This is a genomic window from Streptomyces sp. NPDC026672, assembly GCF_040638185.1.
Taxonomy (GTDB): domain Bacteria; phylum Actinomycetota; class Actinomycetes; order Streptomycetales; family Streptomycetaceae; genus Streptomyces.
This window is the reverse complement of record NZ_JBEZXS010000010.1, coordinates 12925-30137: the sequence shown is the minus strand read 5'-3', so window position 1 is coordinate 30137 and position 17213 is coordinate 12925. Positions and strand designations below refer to the sequence as shown.

Annotated in this window: 17 protein-coding genes; 7 read left to right on the top strand and 10 right to left on the bottom strand. The window is 71.8% G+C overall.

The features are described from left to right. Positions 1–41: 41 nt before the first annotated feature. From AB0F77_RS13860 to AB0F77_RS13840, 5 genes are read right to left on the bottom strand one after another with little or no spacing between them, the layout of a single operon-like run. Positions 42–977, bottom strand: coding sequence for a dihydrodipicolinate synthase family protein (locus tag AB0F77_RS13860; RefSeq protein WP_361946610.1), 936 nt, complete (start codon positions 975–977; stop codon positions 42–44). Further along, entirely contained in the window at positions 974–2008 is a 1035-nt protein-coding gene (locus AB0F77_RS13855; RefSeq protein ID WP_361946607.1) for an ABC transporter ATP-binding protein, read from the bottom strand. Before AB0F77_RS13855 ends, AB0F77_RS13860 begins: the two co-directional genes overlap by 4 nt. After that, positions 2005–3981 carry a dipeptide/oligopeptide/nickel ABC transporter permease/ATP-binding protein gene (locus AB0F77_RS13850; RefSeq protein WP_361946604.1) on the bottom strand — a complete coding sequence of 659 codons (1977 nt, stop codon included), beginning with the start codon at positions 3979–3981 and terminating at the stop codon, positions 2005–2007. Before AB0F77_RS13850 ends, AB0F77_RS13855 begins: the two co-directional genes overlap by 4 nt. Then, positions 3978–4937 (bottom strand): ABC transporter permease, encoded by a 960-nt coding sequence (locus AB0F77_RS13845; protein WP_361946601.1) that lies wholly within the window; start codon positions 4935–4937, stop codon positions 3978–3980. The genes AB0F77_RS13850 and AB0F77_RS13845 overlap by 4 nt, the downstream gene beginning before the upstream one ends. A gap of 4 nt (positions 4938–4941) precedes the next feature. Further along, positions 4942–6576 (bottom strand): ABC transporter substrate-binding protein, encoded by a 1635-nt coding sequence (locus tag AB0F77_RS13840; RefSeq protein ID WP_361946597.1) that lies wholly within the window; start codon positions 6574–6576, stop codon positions 4942–4944. 220 nt (positions 6577–6796) lie between these two features. Between AB0F77_RS13840 and AB0F77_RS13835 the strand changes: the two genes are divergently transcribed. The 5 genes from AB0F77_RS13835 to AB0F77_RS13815 all read left to right on the top strand — a co-directional run bounded on the left by AB0F77_RS13835 (position 6797) and on the right by AB0F77_RS13815 (position 10044). Beyond that, positions 6797–7522: a FadR/GntR family transcriptional regulator gene (locus AB0F77_RS13835; protein WP_361946594.1), complete on the top strand. Its 726-nt coding sequence runs from the start codon at positions 6797–6799 to the stop codon at positions 7520–7522. Positions 7523–7559: 37 nt separating this feature from the next. Next, the gene (locus tag AB0F77_RS13830) at positions 7560–8000 is read left to right on the top strand and encodes a protein-tyrosine phosphatase family protein (protein WP_361946591.1); all 441 of its coding nucleotides are present in this window, start codon (positions 7560–7562) and stop codon (positions 7998–8000) included. Between the two features lie 144 nt (positions 8001–8144). Then, positions 8145–8378 carry a hypothetical protein gene (locus AB0F77_RS13825; RefSeq protein WP_361947140.1) on the top strand — a complete coding sequence of 78 codons (234 nt, stop codon included), beginning with the start codon at positions 8145–8147 and terminating at the stop codon, positions 8376–8378. A gap of 46 nt (positions 8379–8424) precedes the next feature. Next, on the top strand, positions 8425–9174 hold the full coding sequence (gene recO / locus AB0F77_RS13820) for a DNA repair protein RecO (protein WP_361946588.1): 750 nt from the start codon (positions 8425–8427) through the stop codon (positions 9172–9174). 24 nt (positions 9175–9198) lie between these two features. Then, positions 9199–10044 (top strand): isoprenyl transferase, encoded by an 846-nt coding sequence (locus AB0F77_RS13815; protein WP_361946585.1) that lies wholly within the window; start codon positions 9199–9201, stop codon positions 10042–10044. A gap of 141 nt (positions 10045–10185) precedes the next feature. Here AB0F77_RS13815 and AB0F77_RS13810 read toward each other — a convergent pair whose 3' ends face one another. The 4 genes from AB0F77_RS13810 to AB0F77_RS13795 all read right to left on the bottom strand — a co-directional run bounded on the left by AB0F77_RS13810 (position 10186) and on the right by AB0F77_RS13795 (position 13336). Further along, on the bottom strand, positions 10186–10596 hold the full coding sequence (locus AB0F77_RS13810) for a transcriptional repressor (RefSeq protein ID WP_361946582.1): 411 nt from the start codon (positions 10594–10596) through the stop codon (positions 10186–10188). 72 nt (positions 10597–10668) lie between these two features. After that, on the bottom strand, positions 10669–11571 hold the full coding sequence (locus tag AB0F77_RS13805; protein WP_361946579.1) for a metal ABC transporter permease: 903 nt from the start codon (positions 11569–11571) through the stop codon (positions 10669–10671). Further along, on the bottom strand, positions 11571–12356 hold the full coding sequence (locus AB0F77_RS13800; protein ID WP_361946576.1) for a metal ABC transporter ATP-binding protein: 786 nt from the start codon (positions 12354–12356) through the stop codon (positions 11571–11573). Before AB0F77_RS13800 ends, AB0F77_RS13805 begins: the two co-directional genes overlap by 1 nt. Positions 12357–12376: 20 nt before the next feature. Continuing rightward, the gene (locus AB0F77_RS13795; protein WP_361946573.1) at positions 12377–13336 is read right to left on the bottom strand and encodes a metal ABC transporter substrate-binding protein; all 960 of its coding nucleotides are present in this window, start codon (positions 13334–13336) and stop codon (positions 12377–12379) included. A gap of 184 nt (positions 13337–13520) precedes the next feature. Here AB0F77_RS13795 and AB0F77_RS13790 point away from each other — a divergent pair, with 184 nt between their 5' ends. Next, a complete protein-coding gene (locus tag AB0F77_RS13790) occupies positions 13521–14903 on the top strand; it encodes a glycine--tRNA ligase (protein ID WP_361946570.1) in 1383 nt (460 codons plus the stop codon). 68 nt (positions 14904–14971) lie between these two features. Here the strand turns inward: AB0F77_RS13790 and AB0F77_RS13785 are convergent, their stop codons facing one another. Beyond that, complete coding sequence (locus AB0F77_RS13785; protein ID WP_361946567.1) at positions 14972–16027, bottom strand: chitinase; 1056 nt, start codon at positions 16025–16027, stop codon at positions 14972–14974. A gap of 172 nt (positions 16028–16199) precedes the next feature. Here AB0F77_RS13785 and AB0F77_RS13780 point away from each other — a divergent pair, with 172 nt between their 5' ends. Beyond that, complete coding sequence (locus AB0F77_RS13780) at positions 16200–17210, top strand: aldo/keto reductase (RefSeq protein WP_361946564.1); 1011 nt, start codon at positions 16200–16202, stop codon at positions 17208–17210. Positions 17211–17213: the final 3 nt, after the last annotated feature.

Genomic DNA, 17213 nt, shown 5'->3' with positions numbered 1-17213 from the left:
GCTCAGCCACAATCCAGCCGCGGACGACGAACGACGCACGGTCAGAGCAACCCCGCCGCCGCGAGGTACTTGCCCACCCGCTCGATCTCCTCCGCCGACAACGGAACCTGCGGCGCCGCAGTGGTCGGCGAAGCGATGACCCCCCGCAGATGCAGCGCGGCCTTGAACGCCCCGAGGGCCGAAGAACTGCCCCCCATCCGCGCGGGATCCCCGACCCCCACCAGCCCGAACAGGGCGCACAGCCGCTCCTGTTCCGCGCGGGCCCCGGCCCAGTCACCCGCCCGGCACAACCGGTAGAGACGTACGTAACCGTGCGGGTCGACGTTGGCGAGCCCCGGCACACCCCCGTCCGCCCCCATCGCCATCGCCGCGTCCATGACCAGCTCCGAGCCGGTCAGCGCGGTGAACCCGGCCGTGCCGGCGCGGCCCGCGAGTCCCGTGACCACCTCACGGAACGCGGCCAGGTCGCCGCTGGAGTCCTTCAGCCCGGCCAGCACCCCCTCCGACGCCAGCTCCAGCACCACGCCGGCGGGGAGCTTGGTGTGCACGGCGGACGGGATGTCGTAGGCGACGACCGGGACGGCGCTGTCGGCGGCCACCAGCCGGTAGTGGCGGGCGATCTCCGCCGGATGGGTGCGCGTGTAGAACGGGGCGGTCACCACCACCGCGTCCGCGCCGGCCTCCGTCGCGGCGGCCACGTGGTCGAGCACCCGGGGCGTCGTCATGTCGATCGCGCCCGCCAGCACGGGCAGCCGCCCCGCCGCGCGCGCGACCACCGTCCGGGTGACCAGCACCCGCTGCCGGTCGGTCAGATAGGCCGCCTCGGAGGTCGACCCGAGCACGAACAGCCCGTGCACCCCGGCCTCCACCAGATGGTCGACGAGGTTGTGGAGCGAGGGCACGTCCACCTCGCCGTCCGGTGTCAGGGGGGTGCAGAGGGGAGGTACGACACCGGTGAGCGGGGTGGGGAAGGTCATCGAGGTTCCTTGGGGAGGCTCTGGCGCACGAGGTCGCGGGTCGGCTGATCCTCCTCCACAGGATGGTGGCAACGGTAGCGATGTCCGGGGCGCGACGCGGGCGAGAACTCCGGCAGGGCCGCCGCGCACTCCTCGTCGGCCTTCCAGCAGCGGGTGCGGAACGGGCATCCGCTCGGCGGCCGGGTCGCCGACGGCACCGGCCCGGTCAGCGGGATCGGCTCGATCGGGTCGAGCAGACCGGGGGTCGCGGAGAACAGGGCCCGGGTGTACGGGTGCCGGGCCGCGTCGGTCACCCGGTCGGCCGGGGCCTCCTCCACGATCCGGCCCAGGTACATCGTGATCACCCGGTCGCTCATCCGCCGTACCGTCTGGATGTCGTGCGAGACGAACACCAGCGCAAGCCCGAGCCGCTCCTTCAGGTCGAGCAGCAGGTTGAGGATCTGGGCGCGCACCGACACGTCCAGGGCGCTCGTCGGTTCGTCCGCGACCACCAGCGCCGGGTCCAGGGCCAGTGCGCGGGCGATCGCCACCCGCTGCCGCTGGCCGCCGGACAGCTGGCCGGGCAGGGCGTCGGCGAGCACCCCGGGCAGCCCCACGAGGGCCATCAGTTCCCGGACCCGCTCCTCCCGCTGTGCGCGGCTGCCGCGGTCGTGGACGTCCAGAGGGTCGCGCAGGATGCGGCGGACCGGCAGACGGCGGTTCAGGGCCGTGGACGGGTCCTGGAAGACCATGCCGGTGCTCGCGCCCACCGTCCCGCGCCGCTCGGCCGCGGGCAGCGACCACAGGTCGCGGCCGTGGAAGGTCACCGTGCCGGCCGTCGGCCGCTGGACGCCCACCAGGACCTTCGCCAGCGTCGACTTGCCGCAGCCGGACTCGCCGACCACGCCGACCGTCTCGCCGGGCGCCACGGTGAGATCGGCGTCGGTCAGGGCGTACACCCGGTCCCGGGTGAAGACCCCGCCGCTGCGGGCCCGGTGCACGACGTGGGCGCCGGAGAGCTCGACGACGGCGGTCAGGTCGCGGGCGGTCATGTCACGGGCTCGCTCTCACTGGTCACGAGGTCGACCGCCGGGTGGTGGCAGGCCGCCGTGTGCGCGGGGACGCCGGCCGGCACGGGCGCCGTCGTCCGGCACACCTCGCTCGCCGCCGGGCAGCGGGTGGCGAACCGGCAGCCCGCCGGGAAGTCGGCCGGGGCCGGGACGACACCTCTGATCTGCGTCATCCGCGCCGCCGCCGACTCCAGGGACAGCACGCTGCCGAGCAGGCCGCGCGTGTAGTGGTGGGCCGGCGCCGCCACCAGGTCGGCGGTCACGCCCGTCTCCACGATCTGCCCGCCGTACATCACCACCACCCGGTCGGTGACGTCCGCGACCAGCGCCAGGTCGTGCGAGACCAGGACCAGGGCGAAGCCGAGTTCCGCGCGCAGCCGCAGCAGCAGCTCCATGACCTGGGCCTGCACGGTGACGTCCAGGGCGGTCGTCGGCTCGTCCGCGACGATCAGGGCGGGCTCCCGCGACAGCGCCATCGCGATCAGCACCCGCTGGCGCTGGCCGCCGGACAGCTCGTGCGGGTAACTGCGCAGGGTGCGTTCGGGGTCGAGGCCGACCAGGGCGAGCAGTTCCCCGGGGGTACGGCGGCCACCGCGCCGGACCAGCTGCTTGAGCTGGGCGCGGATGGTCATGGCGGGGTTCAGCGAGGACAGGGCGTCCTGGTGGACCATCGCCATCTCGTGCCCGAGCAGCCGGCGCCGTACCCGCGCCGGCTCGGTGAGCAGGTCCCGCTGCCGGAAGCGGACCCGGCCGCCCACCCGGGCGTCCGGGGGCTGGAGGCCCATGACGGTGAGGGCGGTCAGGGACTTGCCGCAGCCCGACTCGCCCACCAGGCCCAGGACCTCACCGGGGCGGACCTCGAAGCTGATGCCGTCGACGATGTCCACGCCCCGGTGGCGGCCGGGGAAGCCGATGGCGAGGTCCTCCACGGCGAGCACCGGCGGGGTGTCCGCGGCGGGCAGCGGCCTGGCCCGTGCGCGCAGCCGGCCCGCGGCCTCCGCCAGACCGGGGAGCCGCGGCACGTCGTCGCCGCCGGGCCCGGCGGCCGCCGGGCGGTCCTGCGGGGCCGGCACGTCCCGGGGCGCCGGGGCCGCCCAGGCGTCCGACACGCCCTCGGAGAGGATGTTCAGCGACAGGACGGTGACCAGCATCAGCAGCCCGGGGAAGACGGTCGCCCACCAGCCGCCGGTGAGCACCATGTTCTTGCCGTCCGCGATGACGCTGCCCCACGACGGGTCGGGCGGTCGCACACCCGCCCCGATGAACGACAGCGACGCCTCGAACACGATCGCCTCGGCCACCTGCACCGTGCAGAACACCAGCACCGGGGCGGCGCAGTTGACGGCGACGTGCCGCAGCACGATGTGCCCGGTGCGGGCGCCGATGACCTGCTCCGCGGTGACGTAGTCCTCGCCGTACTGGTCGAGCACGTTGGCCCGGACGACCCGGGCCACCGGCGGGGTGAACAGGAAGGCGATCGCGCAGATCAGCACGGTGATGCCGCCGCCGAACACGGCGACGAGCACCGCGGCGAGCGCGATGCCCGGGAACGCCATCACCACGTCGAGGCAGCGCATCAGCGTCTCGTCGACCGCCTTGCGGGAGGTCGCGGCCACCGCCCCGATCACCGCCCCCACCACCAGCGCCAGGGCGGTCGCGCCCAGCCCGATGGCGAGCGACCAGCGGGCCCCGTACATCAGCCGGCTGAGGATGTCCCGGCCCAGGCTGTCCTGGCCCATCCAGTGCGCGGCGGAGGGGTGCCCGGTGCCGTCCACCTGCGGCTGCTGGTCGAGCGGGTCGTGCGGGGCCAGCAGCGGCGCCAGCAGGGCCGTCAGCACCACCACGGCCAGGAAGCAGACGGCGGCCCGGGACAGCGGCGGCAGCCGGCGCCAGGCGCGCGGTCGCAGACCGGGCCGTGAGAGCCGTTCGGCGAGCTCCTTGCGCGTGTGCGTCACGTCGCCTCCCGCAGACGGGGGTTGACGAGCAGATAGAGGATGTCGATGGCCAGGTTGACCACCACGAACCCGGTCGCCGTCGTCAGGACGACGCCCTGGACCACCGCCGGGTCGCCGTTCTGCACGGCGTCGATCATCAGCTTGCCCATCCCGGGCAGCGAGAAGATCGTCTCGATGACGACGGCGCCGCCCAGCAGATAGCCCACGCGCAGCCCGAGCACGGTCAGCGGGTTCATCAGCGCGTTGCGCAGCACGTTCCGCCCGACGACCACCCACGGGGGCAGCCCGCTGCCGATCGCGGTGCGCACGTAGTCCTTGTCCAGCTCCTCCACCACCGACGTCCGTACGATCCGGGTGAGCTGCGCCGCCACCGGCAGCGACAGGGCCAGCGCCGGCAGGGTCATCGCGCGCAGCCAGCCGGTGAGGGAGTCGGCCGGGTTGACGTAGCCCCCGGTGGGGAACCAGCCGCGGTCCACCGCCAGGTACTGGATCATCAGCAGCGCCAGCCAGAAGGCGGGCGCGGCCACCCCGGTCAGCGACACGACCCGGATGACCTGGTCGGGCAGCCGGTCGCGGTAGACCGCCGCGGTGACCCCGCCGAGCAGGGCAAGCACCACCGCGACGGCCAGCCCGAGGAAGGTGAGCTGCAGGGTGAGCGGCAGCGCGGTGGTGACCTGGTCGACGACCGGCGCCCGGGTCAGGGCGCTGGTGCCCAGGTCGCCGTGGAGGAGGTCGCCGACGAAGTGGACGTAGCGCACCGGGAGCGGGTCGAGCAGCCCGTTGCGCTCCCGGAACTCGTGCAGTTGCTGCGGCGTCGGGTTGGCGCCCTGGAAGAACGCGGACGCCGGGTCGACGTCCGAGAACCGCATCACCAGGAACACGAACAGCACGATGCCGAGCAGCAGCGGCACCAGCAGGGCGATCCGGCGCAGCAGGATCCTGACGACGGTCGTCATGCCGTCAGGTCCACTTGGCCTGGAGGAGGTTGATGCCCGGGTAGGGCTGCGCCCTTATGCCGGTGAGCCTGCGCGGGTCCCAGGCGGTCATCAGCTCGTTGTGGACGACCGGGTAGAGCACCGCCTGTTCGGCGACGACGTCGATGTAGTCCTGGACCATCGCCTTCTTCCTCGCGGGGTCCGGCTCTCGGGTGGCGCGGTCCATGTCCCGGAAGAGGGCCCCCGCGACCGGGTCGTCGGCCCACCGGGTGTACTGCATCCAGAGGTTGGTGGGGCCGTAGTTGTAGTGCATGATCAGGTCGGCGTCGACACCGAACTGGTTGGGGTTCGAGGCGGCGGCGACCACCTGGTAGTCCCGCTTCTGGTCCATCTTGGTGAAGACGGCCGTGGTCTCCTGCGGGGCCAGCGTGGTCTCGACGCCGATCGCGTCCCAGGACGCCTTGATCGTCGGCAGGCAGTCGACGATCCAGCTCACGTTCACGGCGAGGATCTCGACCTCGAGACCGCTGACGCCCGCCGCCTTCAGCAGGGCCTTCGCCTTGTCGGGGTCGTGGTCGTAGACCGTTTTGGCGCGGCGGTAGCCGGGGTTGCCCTCGTCGAGGAAGGACGAGGACGGCTTGCCGTGTCCCTTGAGCGCGACCTCGACCATCTTGCCGGTGTCGATGGCGTAGTGCAGCGCCTGCCGCACCCGGACGTCGTCGAAGGGCTTGTGCCGGGTGTTGAACATGAGGAAGAGGTTGTTCATCCCGGCGCCGCCCGCGACCGACAGACCGCCCTTCTCCAGCCGCGGGATGTTGGCGTAGGGGATGTTGTCGGCGATCTGCGCGCCCGCGCTCGCCCCGGAGATCTTCGCGACGCGCGGTGCGGCGTCCACGATGGTGAGCCAGTTCATGCGCTTGAACGCGGGCCGGCGCGGCCCGTTGTAGGTGGCGAACGCCTCGAAGGTGGTGTTGGACTTCGGGTGGTGCGCGGTCTGCCGGTACGGCCCCGAGCCGATCGCCTTCCCCTTGATCGCGTCGTCCCAGGCGCCGGGCTGCGAGAACACGTGCTTCGGCATGATCTTCGCGAGGGTGAGCCGTGAAACCCCTTCCGGGAAGGGGAACTTGAGCACCAGCTCCACGTTCTGCGCGTCGACCTTGCGGACCTCCTTCAGCCAGCTCGCGAAGAAGCCCTTGGCGAGGGTCTGCGTGCCGGGGTCGAGGATGCGGTCGAAGACGAAGACCACGTCGTCCGCGGTGACGGGCTTCCCGTCGTGGAACGTCGCGCCCGCGCGCAGCGTGAACCGCCAGGTGGTCGCGTTCGGGTCGGCGGGCAGCCGGGTGGCCAGCGCCGGGTAGGGCGCGCGCGAGATCGGGTCGGTGTCGAGCAGGCCCTCGTAGATATGGTTGTTGGCCGCCATGCAGAACGCGGACGCCGTCTGCGTCGGGTCCCAGCTGCCGTCGTTCCCGTACCCGATCACCGCGGTCAGGGTGCGGTCCCGGCCGGTGCCACCGCCGCCGGTGTCGTTGGTGGACTCCGGACCGGACGAGCAGGCCGCCAGCGACGAGGACAGCGCGGCGGCGGCGCCCAGGGCTCCGGTGCACTTCAGGAACGACCGACGGTGCAGCGCCGGCACGTCAGGGGTCACGTCGTCGCGCACGGGTTCCTCCAGCGGGTGGGGAGAAGTGGGGAGAAGTGAGGAGGTACGACGTCCTACGTCCGGGTGGTCAGCGCGACCATAGGAGTGCCCGTGGGGGCGGTCAAGGGATCGCACACGAATGGCGTAGCCGCCAGAGGTCGCACCAATGGCACAGCGAAATGGCGGGAGTTGGCCCTGGTCATGACGGGACGTGGGACGTAGGACGTCTGGTACGCGTACGATGCGGCGCATGCCCGCCGGGGAGCCCAGGGACAGCCGCAACAGCCGGTTGCAGCGCGCGGTCGTGCAACTGATCCTCGACCGCGGTCTGCGGCCGGGCGCCCCGCTGCCCACGGAGGCGGAGCTGACGGCCGGGCTCGGCGTCAGCCGCAACTCCGTGCGCGAGGCCCTCAAGGCGCTCCAGGCCCTCGACATCGTGGAGATCCGGCACGGCTACGGCACCTACGTCGGCCAGGCGTCGCTCACGCCCCTGGTCGACGGGCTCACCTTCCGCACGCTGACCCGGCACGCCGACGACCCCGGGGCGCTGGCCGAGATCCTCCAGGTGCGGGAGGTGCTGGAGGAGGGGCTGATCCGGCGGGTGGCGGTGACGGTGACCCAGCCGGAGCTGGACCGGCTGGAGCGGGTGGTGCGCCGGATGGAACGGGCGGGCCGCGCCGGCCGCCCGTTTCCCGAACTGGACCGGGAATTCCACGAGTTGCTCTACGCGCCCCTCGGCAACGTGCTGATCTCCCAGCTCCTGGGCGTGTTCTGGACGGTCTTCGGCCGGGTGGCCACCGCCCACGGCCGGCCGACCGATCCGTCGCCCGGCCTCACGGTCCTGCGCCACCGCGCCATCGTGACGGCCCTGCGCGCCCACGACGTCCCCGGCGCCCAGCAGGCCATGGCCGTCCACTTCCGGGGCATCGAGGCCAGGGCGTCCCGGGGTTCGCCGGGCGCGGAATGAGGTTGCCCGCGGACGCGGATCGCGCTGGGATGGGCCGATGACATCCGAGGGGGCGTGGCAGGAGGGGCGGCCTGGCGTGCTGCGGCTGCCGTCCGGCAGGCTGGTGCGCGGCCGGGGACTGCGCCGCCCGCCGGACCCCGGCTCGCCGAGCCCGTCGTACGGCGTCTATCTGCTGGGCCGCCGCCCCCCGTCCTTCCCGTGGGAGTCCGCCTGGATCCGCTGGCCCGACTTCCGGCTCCCGGCCGACCCCGCCGCCGCCCGCGCCCTCCTCGCCGAGGTCTGGCGGCGGGCGCCCGCGGAACGCGTCGAACTCGCCTGCGGCGGCGGGCGTGGACGCACCGGAACGGCCCTGGCCTGCCTGGCGGTCCTGGACGGGGTGCCGGCGGGCGAGGCGGTGGACTTCGTGCGGCGCCACTACGACCGGCACGCGGTGGAGACACCGTGGCAGCGGCGGTACGTACGCCGGTTCGGGGGCTGAGGGGCCGCGCACCCGGGGGAGATCCGGTGGGCCCGAGCGCGTTCTCCGGCCAACTGCGCACACCCACAGCCATCGTGGGGACGCGAAGCGTGAAACGGGACGGCGGCGGGGATTGACGTCTCGTCGCTACTCTCGGAGGACGCCTTGCAGAAACCGCCCCTCGGCTCCTGGGCCGTGGACACCCTCACCGGGAAGCTCGGCATCGTCATGGGGCACGAGGGGCCGTACGTGCAGCTGAGGCCGTACGGTGGCGGACTGGAGTGGGACGCGCGGCCCGAGGCCGTGCGCGAGGCCACCCCCGACGAGCACCCCGCCGACCACCCCGACACGGACACCGGCGCGGACACCGGCGCGCCGGACCGCTCCGACGCCCGCTGACCGGAGGGCGTCCGGGCCGGCCCGGCGTGAGGGCAGAATGGGGGGCATGAGTCTGTTCCGCGACGACGGCATCGTGCTGCGCACCCAGAAGCTGGGTGAGGCGGACCGGATCATCACGTTCCTCACCCGCGGCCACGGACGGGTCCGCGCCGTGGCCCGGGGCGTGCGGCGCACCAAGTCGAAGTTCGGGGCCCGGCTCGAACCCTTCTCCCACGTAGACGTGCAGTTCTTCGCCCGGGGCAGTGAGCTGGTCGGCCGCGGCCTGCCCCTGTGCACCCAGAGCGAGACCATCGCCCCGTACGGCGGCGGCATCGTCAGCGACTACGCCCGCTACACCGCCGGCACCGCCATGCTGGAGACCGCCGAGCGGTTCACCGACCACGAGGGCGAGCCCGCCGTCCAGCAGTACCTGCTGCTCGTCGGCGCCCTGCGCACCCTGGCCCGCGGCGAGCACGCCCCCCACCTGGTCCTCGACGCCTTCCTGCTGCGCTCCCTCGCCGTCAACGGCTACGCGCCCAGCTTCGGCGACTGCGCCAAGTGCGGAATGCCCGGACCGAACCGGTTCTTCTCGGTCGCCTCCGGCGGCAGCGTCTGCGTCGACTGCCGGGTGCCCGGCAGCGTCGTACCCTCTCCCCAGACCCTCGTCCTCCTCGGCGCCCTGCTTACGGGAGACTGGGAGACGGCGGACGCGTGCGAAGCACGCCACGTCCGCGAGGGCAGCGGGCTGGTGTCCGCCTACCTGCACTGGCATCTGGAGCGCGGGCTGCGCTCGCTTCGGTACGTCGAGAAGTCATGAGCACCAAGAGGAGACGAGAAGGCCATGGTCGTACGCGGGATCCTGGGGCGGCAGCGCCGCGAGTACAAGCAGCCGGAGCCGCACCCGTCCGGTGCCCGCGCGCCGAAGCTCCCCGGTGAGCTGGTCCCGAACCACGTGGCGATCGTCATGGACGGCAACGGGCGCTGGGCGAAGGAGCGCGGGCTGCCGCGCACCGAGGGCCACAAGGTCGGCGCCGAGCGGGTCCTCGACGTGCTCCAGGGTGCGGTCGAGGTCGGCGTCCGCAACATCTCGCTGTACGCCTTCTCCACCGAGAACTGGAAGCGCTCGCCCGAGGAGGTGCGCTTCCTGATGAACTTCAACCGCGACTTCATCCGCAAGACCCGCGACCAGCTCGACGGGCTCGGCATCCGGGTGCGCTGGGTGGGCCGGATGCCCAAGCTGTGGAAGTCGGTCGCCAAGGAGCTCCAGGTCGCGCAGGAGCAGACCAAGGACAACAACCTGCTCACCCTGTACTTCTGCATGAACTACGGCGGCCGGGCCGAAATCGCCGACGCCGCACAGGCGTTGGCCGAGGACGTCAAGGCGGGCCGGCTCGACCCGTCGAAGGTCACCGAGAAGACGCTCCAGAAGTACCTGTACTACCCGGACATGCCGGACGTGGACCTGTTCCTGCGCCCGAGCGGCGAGCAGCGCACCTCCAACTACCTTCTCTGGCAGAGCGCCTACGCCGAGATGGTCTTCCAGGACGTGCTGTGGCCCGACTTCGACCGCCGTGACCTGTGGCGGGCCTGCCTCGAATTCGCGTCCCGGGACCGCCGCTTCGGCGGCGCGGTCCCCAACGAGGATCTCCTGGCGATGGAAGCGGCGATGAGGGGCGACGAAGCCTAGCCTCTCCGCACGCCCCGAGAACCCGCGCCCCGTAGGGGCGCGGGGCTGTGTCGACATGCGACTCCGTCGCGTGGGCGCGACCGGCCACGACGAACCGGCACCCCGCAGCGAACCCGCCCCGGACGGCGCTTCCCGCCAACGCTAACGCGTGGCGCAATCCGAACACGTACCGAAGATCTCGACGGTGTGCGCCACGCTGACGTACCCGTGCTCCGCCGCGATGGCCTCCGCCCACTTCTCCACCGCCGGCCCCTCCACCTCCACGGCCTTGCCGCAGACACGGCACACGAGATGGTGGTGATGCTCCCCACTGGCACAGCGTCGGTACACGGACTCCCCCTCGGAGGTCCGCAGGACGTCGACCTCACCGGCATCCGCAAGGGACTGCAACGTGCGGTAGACGGTCGTGAGGCCGACCGAGTCGCCCTTGTGCTTCAGCATGTCGTGGAGTTCCTGCGCGCTGCGGAACTCCTCGACCTCGTCCAGCGCAGCCGCCACGGCAGCCCGCTGACGGGTCGAGCGGCCCTTCACGGGCGGTCCAGCGGTCGTCACCGGTGTGCCTCCTTGCTTCCCTGGCGGGGCTGACGTCTGCCGGGCCATTGTGCCAGTCCGGGCCCCGCCGGGTCAGGCGCCGGCCGTGTCGCCGGCACCGCGCGTGGTCGGAATGGCACACTCCGCAGGATCCCCGGCGGGCCGCGCCGCGGCGGCCGCGCGGGCCCGCCGCCGGGCCAGCGGGGCGCCGAGGGCGGTCAGCAGCAGGAACGCCGCGATGGTCAGCAGCACGATCGTCGCACCGGGCGGCACGTCCTGGTAGTACGACGTCACCGTGCCGCCGAGGGTCACGCCCACGCCGATCAGGACGGCGATCGCGAAGGTGGCCGCGAAACTCCGGGTGAGCTGCTGGGCGGCGGCCACGGGCACCACCATCAGCGCGCTCACGAGCAGCAGCCCGACGACCCGCATGGCGACCGTCACGGTGACCGCCGCCGTGACCGCCGTCAGCAGGTTCAGCGCCCGCACCGGCAGCCCGGTGACACGGGCGAACTCCTCGTCCTGGCTGACCGCGAACAACTGCCGGCGCAGCCCCAGGGTGACCACGACGACGAACGCGGCGAGCAGGCAGATCGCGGTGACGTCGGACTGGGAGACGGTCGACAGCGAGCCGAACAGGTACGACGTGAGGTTGGCGTTGGAGCCGCCCGGCGCGAGGTTGATGAACATCACGCCGCCCGCCATCCCGCCGTAGAAGAGCATGGCGAGGGCGATGTCGCCGCGGGTCCTGCCGTACCAGCGGATCAGCTCCATGAGGATCGCGCCGAGCACGGAGACGGCCGTCGCCATCCACACCGGCGACCAGGAGAGCAGGAAGCCCAGGCCGACGCCCGTCATGGCGACGTGTCCGATGCCGTCGCCCATCAGCGCCTGGCGGCGCTGGACGAGGTAGATGCCCACGGCGGGGGCGGTGATGCCGACGAGCACGGCGGCGAGCAGTGCCCGCTGCATGAAGGCGTAGTCCAGGATTTCCATCAGCTCAGCAGTCCCGTGCGGATCGGATCGGTGCCCGCGGGTGCGTGCGGGTGGACGTGGTCGTGGCCAGGGAGCGCGTGCTGGCCGAGGGCGTGCGGGGGCGGACCGTCGTGCACGACGCAGCCGTCGCGCAGTACCACCGCGCGGTCGATCAGCGGCTCCAGCGGGCCGAGTTCGTGCAGGACGAGCAGCACGGTCGTCCCCGCCGCGACCTGCTCGCGCAGGGTGTGCGCGAGGATCTCCTGGCTGGCGAGGTCGACGCCCGCCATCGGCTCGTCCATGATCAGCAGTTCGGGCTCGGCGACCAGGGCGCGGGCGATGAGCACCCGCTGGTGCTGGCCGCCGGAGAGCGCCTCGGCGGAGTCCTTGGCGCGGTCCGCCATGCCGACGAGCTCCAGGGCCCGGCGCACGGCCGCGTGGTCGGCCCGGCGGAAGACGCCGAAGCGGGTGCGGGACAGCCGGCCGGAGGAGACGATCTCGGTGACGGTCGCCGGGACCCCGCCGGCGGCCGTGGTGCGCTGCGGTACGTAGCCGACGCGCGCCCAGTCGCGGAAGCGGGCGAGCGGGGTGCCGAACAGCTCGATCCCGCCGGCGGCGGCCGGGACCTGGCCGATGACGCTGCGGATCGCGGTCGACTTGCCGGAGCCGTTGGCGCCGAGCAGGGCGACGACCTCGCCGCGGCGCACGGTCAGGTCGATGCCGCGCAGGACCGGGCGCGAACCCAGCTCGGCGCGCACCCCGCGCAGGGAGACGACGGGTGCGGCGGATCGGTCGGGGTCGCTCATGGGCTTCTCCTCCGGGGCCGTCATGCCGCGCCCAGGGCCGTTCGGAGGGCCTGGAGGTTGGCGCGCTGGACGGCGAAGTAGTCCTTGCCGCGGGACTTGCCGGTGATGCCCTCGATGGGGTCGAGGACGTCGGTGCGCAGCCCGGCGTCCCGGGCGACGGTCCTGGCCGTCTTGTCACTGACCAGCGTCTCGTAGAAGACGGTGGTGACGCCGTCGGCCCTGGCCATGTGCTCCAGGTCCCGGACGCGGGCGGCGCTGGGCTCGGACTCGGGGTCGAGGCCGTTGATGGCCTCCTCGGTGAGGCCGTAGCGCTCGGCGAGGTAGCCGAAGGCGGCGTGGGTGGTGATGAAGACCTTGGACTTCGTGTGCGCGAGTCCGTCCTTGAACGCGGTGTCGAGCTCGCCGAGCCGGCCGACCAGGTCCGCGGTGTTCTTCCGGTAGTCGGCGGCGTGGTCGGGGTCGGCCTTCTCGAAGGCCTTGCCGACGCCCTCGGCGACCTGGGCGTAGCGCACGGGGTCGAGCCAGATGTGGGGGTCCTGGCCGCCGGACTCCTCGCCCTCGTGGGTGTCGTGCTCGGCGGCGTGCCCGCCGACCTCGTTGCCGTGCTCCTCCAGTGTGGTCAGGGAGCCCGCGTCGATCTTGGTCTTGATCTCGGACTGGGCGACCGCGTCGTCCACGGAGGGCTGGAGGCCCTTGAGGTAGAGGACGGCGTCGGACTCCTGGAGCCGCGCGGTCTGCCGGGCGCTGATCTCCAGGTCGTGGGGTTCCTGGCCGGGGGAGGTGAGGCTGGTGACGTGGACGTGGTCGCCGCCGATCCGCTCGGCCAGGAAGGCCATGGGATAGAACGACGCGACGACGTCGAACGTGCCGGTGTCGCCGGCGGCGGCGCTGTCGGTGGAGCAGGCGGAGAGGGTGGCCAGACCGAGGGCGGTGGCGGCGCCCGCGGCGGCCGTGGATATGAGGCGTCGTCGTACGTTCATGAGAGTCATTTTCAACGAAGATGGAAACCGTTGTCAACAAGCTCCCGTAGAAGCTCCCGAGGAGCCCCCGGGAGGTGGCTGGAGGACCCACCGATTTGGTCGTGGGGGAGCATGCGCCGGTAACCTGAAGCATTCGCTGGAAGCATCTCGCTTCGTCGCCCGTCGTCGTAATGAAGAGAGCACCGTGGCCGCCGACAAGATCGACACCATCGTCAGCCTGAGCAAGCGCCGTGGCTTCGTATTCCCCTGCAGTGAGATCTACGGCGGCCAGCGTGCCGCCTGGGACTACGGACCGCTGGGTGTCGAGCTCAAGGAGAACCTGAAGCGCCAGTGGTGGCGCTACATGGTGACGTCGCGCGAGGACGTGGTCGGTATCGACTCGTCCGTGATCCTTGCCCCCGAGGTCTGGGTCGCCTCCGGTCACGTCGCCACCTTCACGGACCCGCTGACCGAGTGCACCGCGTGCCACAAGCGGTTCCGCGCGGACCACCTGGAGGAGGCGTACGAGGCCAAGCACGGCCGGCTGCCGGAGAACTGCCTCGCCGACGTGAACTGCCCCAACTGCGGCAACAAGGGCCAGTTCACCGAGCCCAAGCAGTTCTCGGGTCTGCTGTCCACCCACCTCGGCCCCACGCAGGACTCCGGCTCCGTCGCCTACCTGCGCCCCGAGACCGCCCAGGGCATCTTCACCAACTTCGCCCAGGTGCAGACCACTTCGCGCCGCAAGCCGCCCTTCGGCATCGCGCAGATGGGCAAGTCCTTCCGCAACGAGATCACGCCCGGCAACTTCATCTTCCGCACCCGCGAGTTCGAGCAGATGGAGATGGAGTTCTTCGTCAAGCCGGGCGAGGACGAGGCGTGGCAGGAGTACTGGATGGAGCAGCGCTGGAACTGGTACACGGGCCTGGGCCTGCGCGAGGAGAACATGCGCTGGTACGACCACCCGAAGGAGAAGCTCTCCCACTACTCCAAGCGCACCGCCGACATCGAGTACCGCTTCAACTTCGGCGGCAACGAGTGGGGTGAGCTGGAGGGCGTCGCCAACCGCACCGACTACGACCTGTCCGCGCACGCCAAGGCGTCCGGCCAGGACCTGTCCTACTTCGACCAGGAGGCCGGCGAGCGCTGGACGCCGTACGTCATCGAGCCCGCGGCCGGTGTCGGCCGCGCGATGCTGGCGTTCCTGCTCGACGCCTACGTCGAGGACGAGGCGCCCAACGCCAAGGGCAAGCTGGAGAAGCGCACGGTGCTGCGCCTCGACCACCGCCTGGCCCCGGTGAAGGTCGCCGTGCTCCCGCTCTCGCGCAACCCGGAGCTGTCGCCCAAGGCCAAGGGCCTCGCCCAGGCGCTGCGCGGGCACTGGAACATCGAGTTCGACGACGCGGGCGCCATCGGCCGCCGCTACCGCCGTCAGGACGAGATCGGCACGCCGTACTGCGTCACCGTCGACTTCGACACGCTCGAGGACAACGCGGTGACCGTGCGCGAGCGCGACACGATGAAGCAGGAGCGCGTGTCGCTGGACCAGATCGAGGGCTACCTCGCCGGACGTCTCATCGGCGCCTAGTCACCACCACGAACGCCGGACGGGTCGATGGCGACCCGTCCGGCGTTCGTGCGTCCGGCGTCCCTCGCTCAACGCCCCTGCAACGACTTGACGTTGTCGCCGAAGGTCCAGTTCTTCGAGCCGTCCCAGTTGAGCGACCAGGTCATCAGGCCCTTGAGCGAGCTGCCGTAGGTGCGCCACGCCTGGGAGACCAGGGACGGGGACATGTAGCCGCCGCCCGCCCCGGACTGCGCGGGCAGGCCCGGCACCTGCTTGTCGTAGGGCACCTTGACCGTCGTGCCCTGCACCACCAGGCCGCGGTTGAGGCAGTCGGTCTGGGCGGTGAAGCCCGCGACGGTGCCGGCCTGGTAGGAGTCGCCGGAGCAGCCGTACATGCTGCCGTTGTAGTACTGCATGTTCAGCCACCACAGCCGGCCGTTGTCCGCGTACTTCTTGACGATCGGCAGGTACGCGCCCCAGATCGAGCCGTAGGTGATGCTGCCGCCCGTGACGTAGGCGGTCTCGGGGGCCATCGTCAGGCCGAAGTTGGACGGCATCCGGGCCAGCACGCCGTCGATGATGCGGATCAGGTTGGCCTGGGACGTGGACAGCTGGTTGATGTTGCCGCTGCCCGTCAGACCGGTCTCGATGTCGATGTCGATGCCGTCGAAGTTGTACGTCTTCAGGATCGGCACGATGGTCGCCACGAACCGGTCCGCGACCGCCGTCGAGTTGAGGTCGATGCCGGCCGTCGCGCCGCCGATGGAGAGCAGGATCGTCTGCCCGGACGCCTTGGCCGCGCACATCTCGGCCGGCGTCGCCACCTTCACGCCCGTGTCCATCCCGTCCTGCCACAGCGCCGTGCCGTCGGAGCGGATGACCGGGAACGCCGCGTTGAGCACGTTGTAGCCGTGCGCGGCGATGCGTGAGTCGGTGATCGGGGTCCAGCCGAAGGGCGGGTGGACGCCGTTGGAGGCGCCGTCCCAGTTCTCCCAGTAGCCCTGGAGGACCTTGCCCGTGGGGCGTGACTTGACCGCGCAGGTGTCGGCCGCGGAGGCGGCGGGGGCGGCGGCGAGCGACAGCGGGGTGAGCAGGGCGGCGCCGACCAGCGCCGACGTGAGCAGCCGCAGGGTGCGGCGGATCATACGGGCCTCCCGGTGGGGGTCGGTGAGGTGTCGTAGGCATGACAGTGCTCGTGGTCCAGACCTCTCGTCAATAGGTATGGACCAAATTGGACCTCGGTCGGGTGCGACCGGACGGGAGACTGACAACTGACAGAAATTGAAACCTGTCAGTCGACGTGCCAGGGTGACTCCCATGACGATGCAGAACCGCACCCTCGGAACCACCGGCCCCCAGGTCTCCGCCCTCGGCCTCGGCTGCATGGGCATGTCCGCCTTCTACGGCGACAACACGGACCGGGCCGAGTCCATCGCCACCGTCCATGCCGCCCTGGAGGCGGGCGTGACCCTGCTCGACACCGGCGACTTCTACGGCATGGGCCACAACGAGCTGCTGGTCGGCGAGGCGCTGCGCACCGCGCCCGCCGCCCGGCGCGAGCACGCCGTCCTGAGCGTGAAGTTCGGCGCCCTGCGCGACCCCGACGGCGCCTGGGCGGGCTACGACGGCCGCCCGGCCGCCGTGAAGAACTTCGCCGCCTACTCCCTCCAGCGCCTCGGTGTCGACCACATCGACGTCTACCGCATCTCCCGCCTCGACCCGGACGTCCCCGTCGAGGAGACGGTCGGCGCCATCGCCGAACTGATCGAGAAGGGCCACGTCCGCCACGTCGGCCTGAGCGAGGTCGACGCCGAGACCGTCCGCCGCGCCGCCGCCACCGTGCCCGTCGCCGACCTCCAGATCGAGTACTCGCTCCTGTCGCGCGGCATCGAGCCCGACGTCCTGCCCGTCACCCGTGAACTGGGCATCTCCATCACGGCGTACGGCGTCCTCGGCCGCGGACTCCTCTCCGGTCACTTCGCCGGCGACCGGAGTCTCGCCCCGAACGACTTCCGTGCCCACGCTCCCCGCTTCCAGGGCGAGAACCTCCGGCACAACCTCGGCCTCGTCGACGCGCTGCGCACGGTCGCCGACCGCAGGGGCGTCAGCGTCGCGCAGATCGCCATCGCCTGGGTGCTCTCGCGCGGCGAGGACATCGTGCCGCTGGTCGGCGCCCGCTCCCGCGAACGGCTCACGGAGTCGCTGGGCGCGCTGGACGTCGTCCTCGACGCCGCCGACCTCGCGGCCGTCGAGGAGGCCGTCCCGGCGGGCGCCGCGGCGGGCGACCGCTACCCGGCCCACCAGATGGCGCGCCTCGGGATCAAGTAGTGC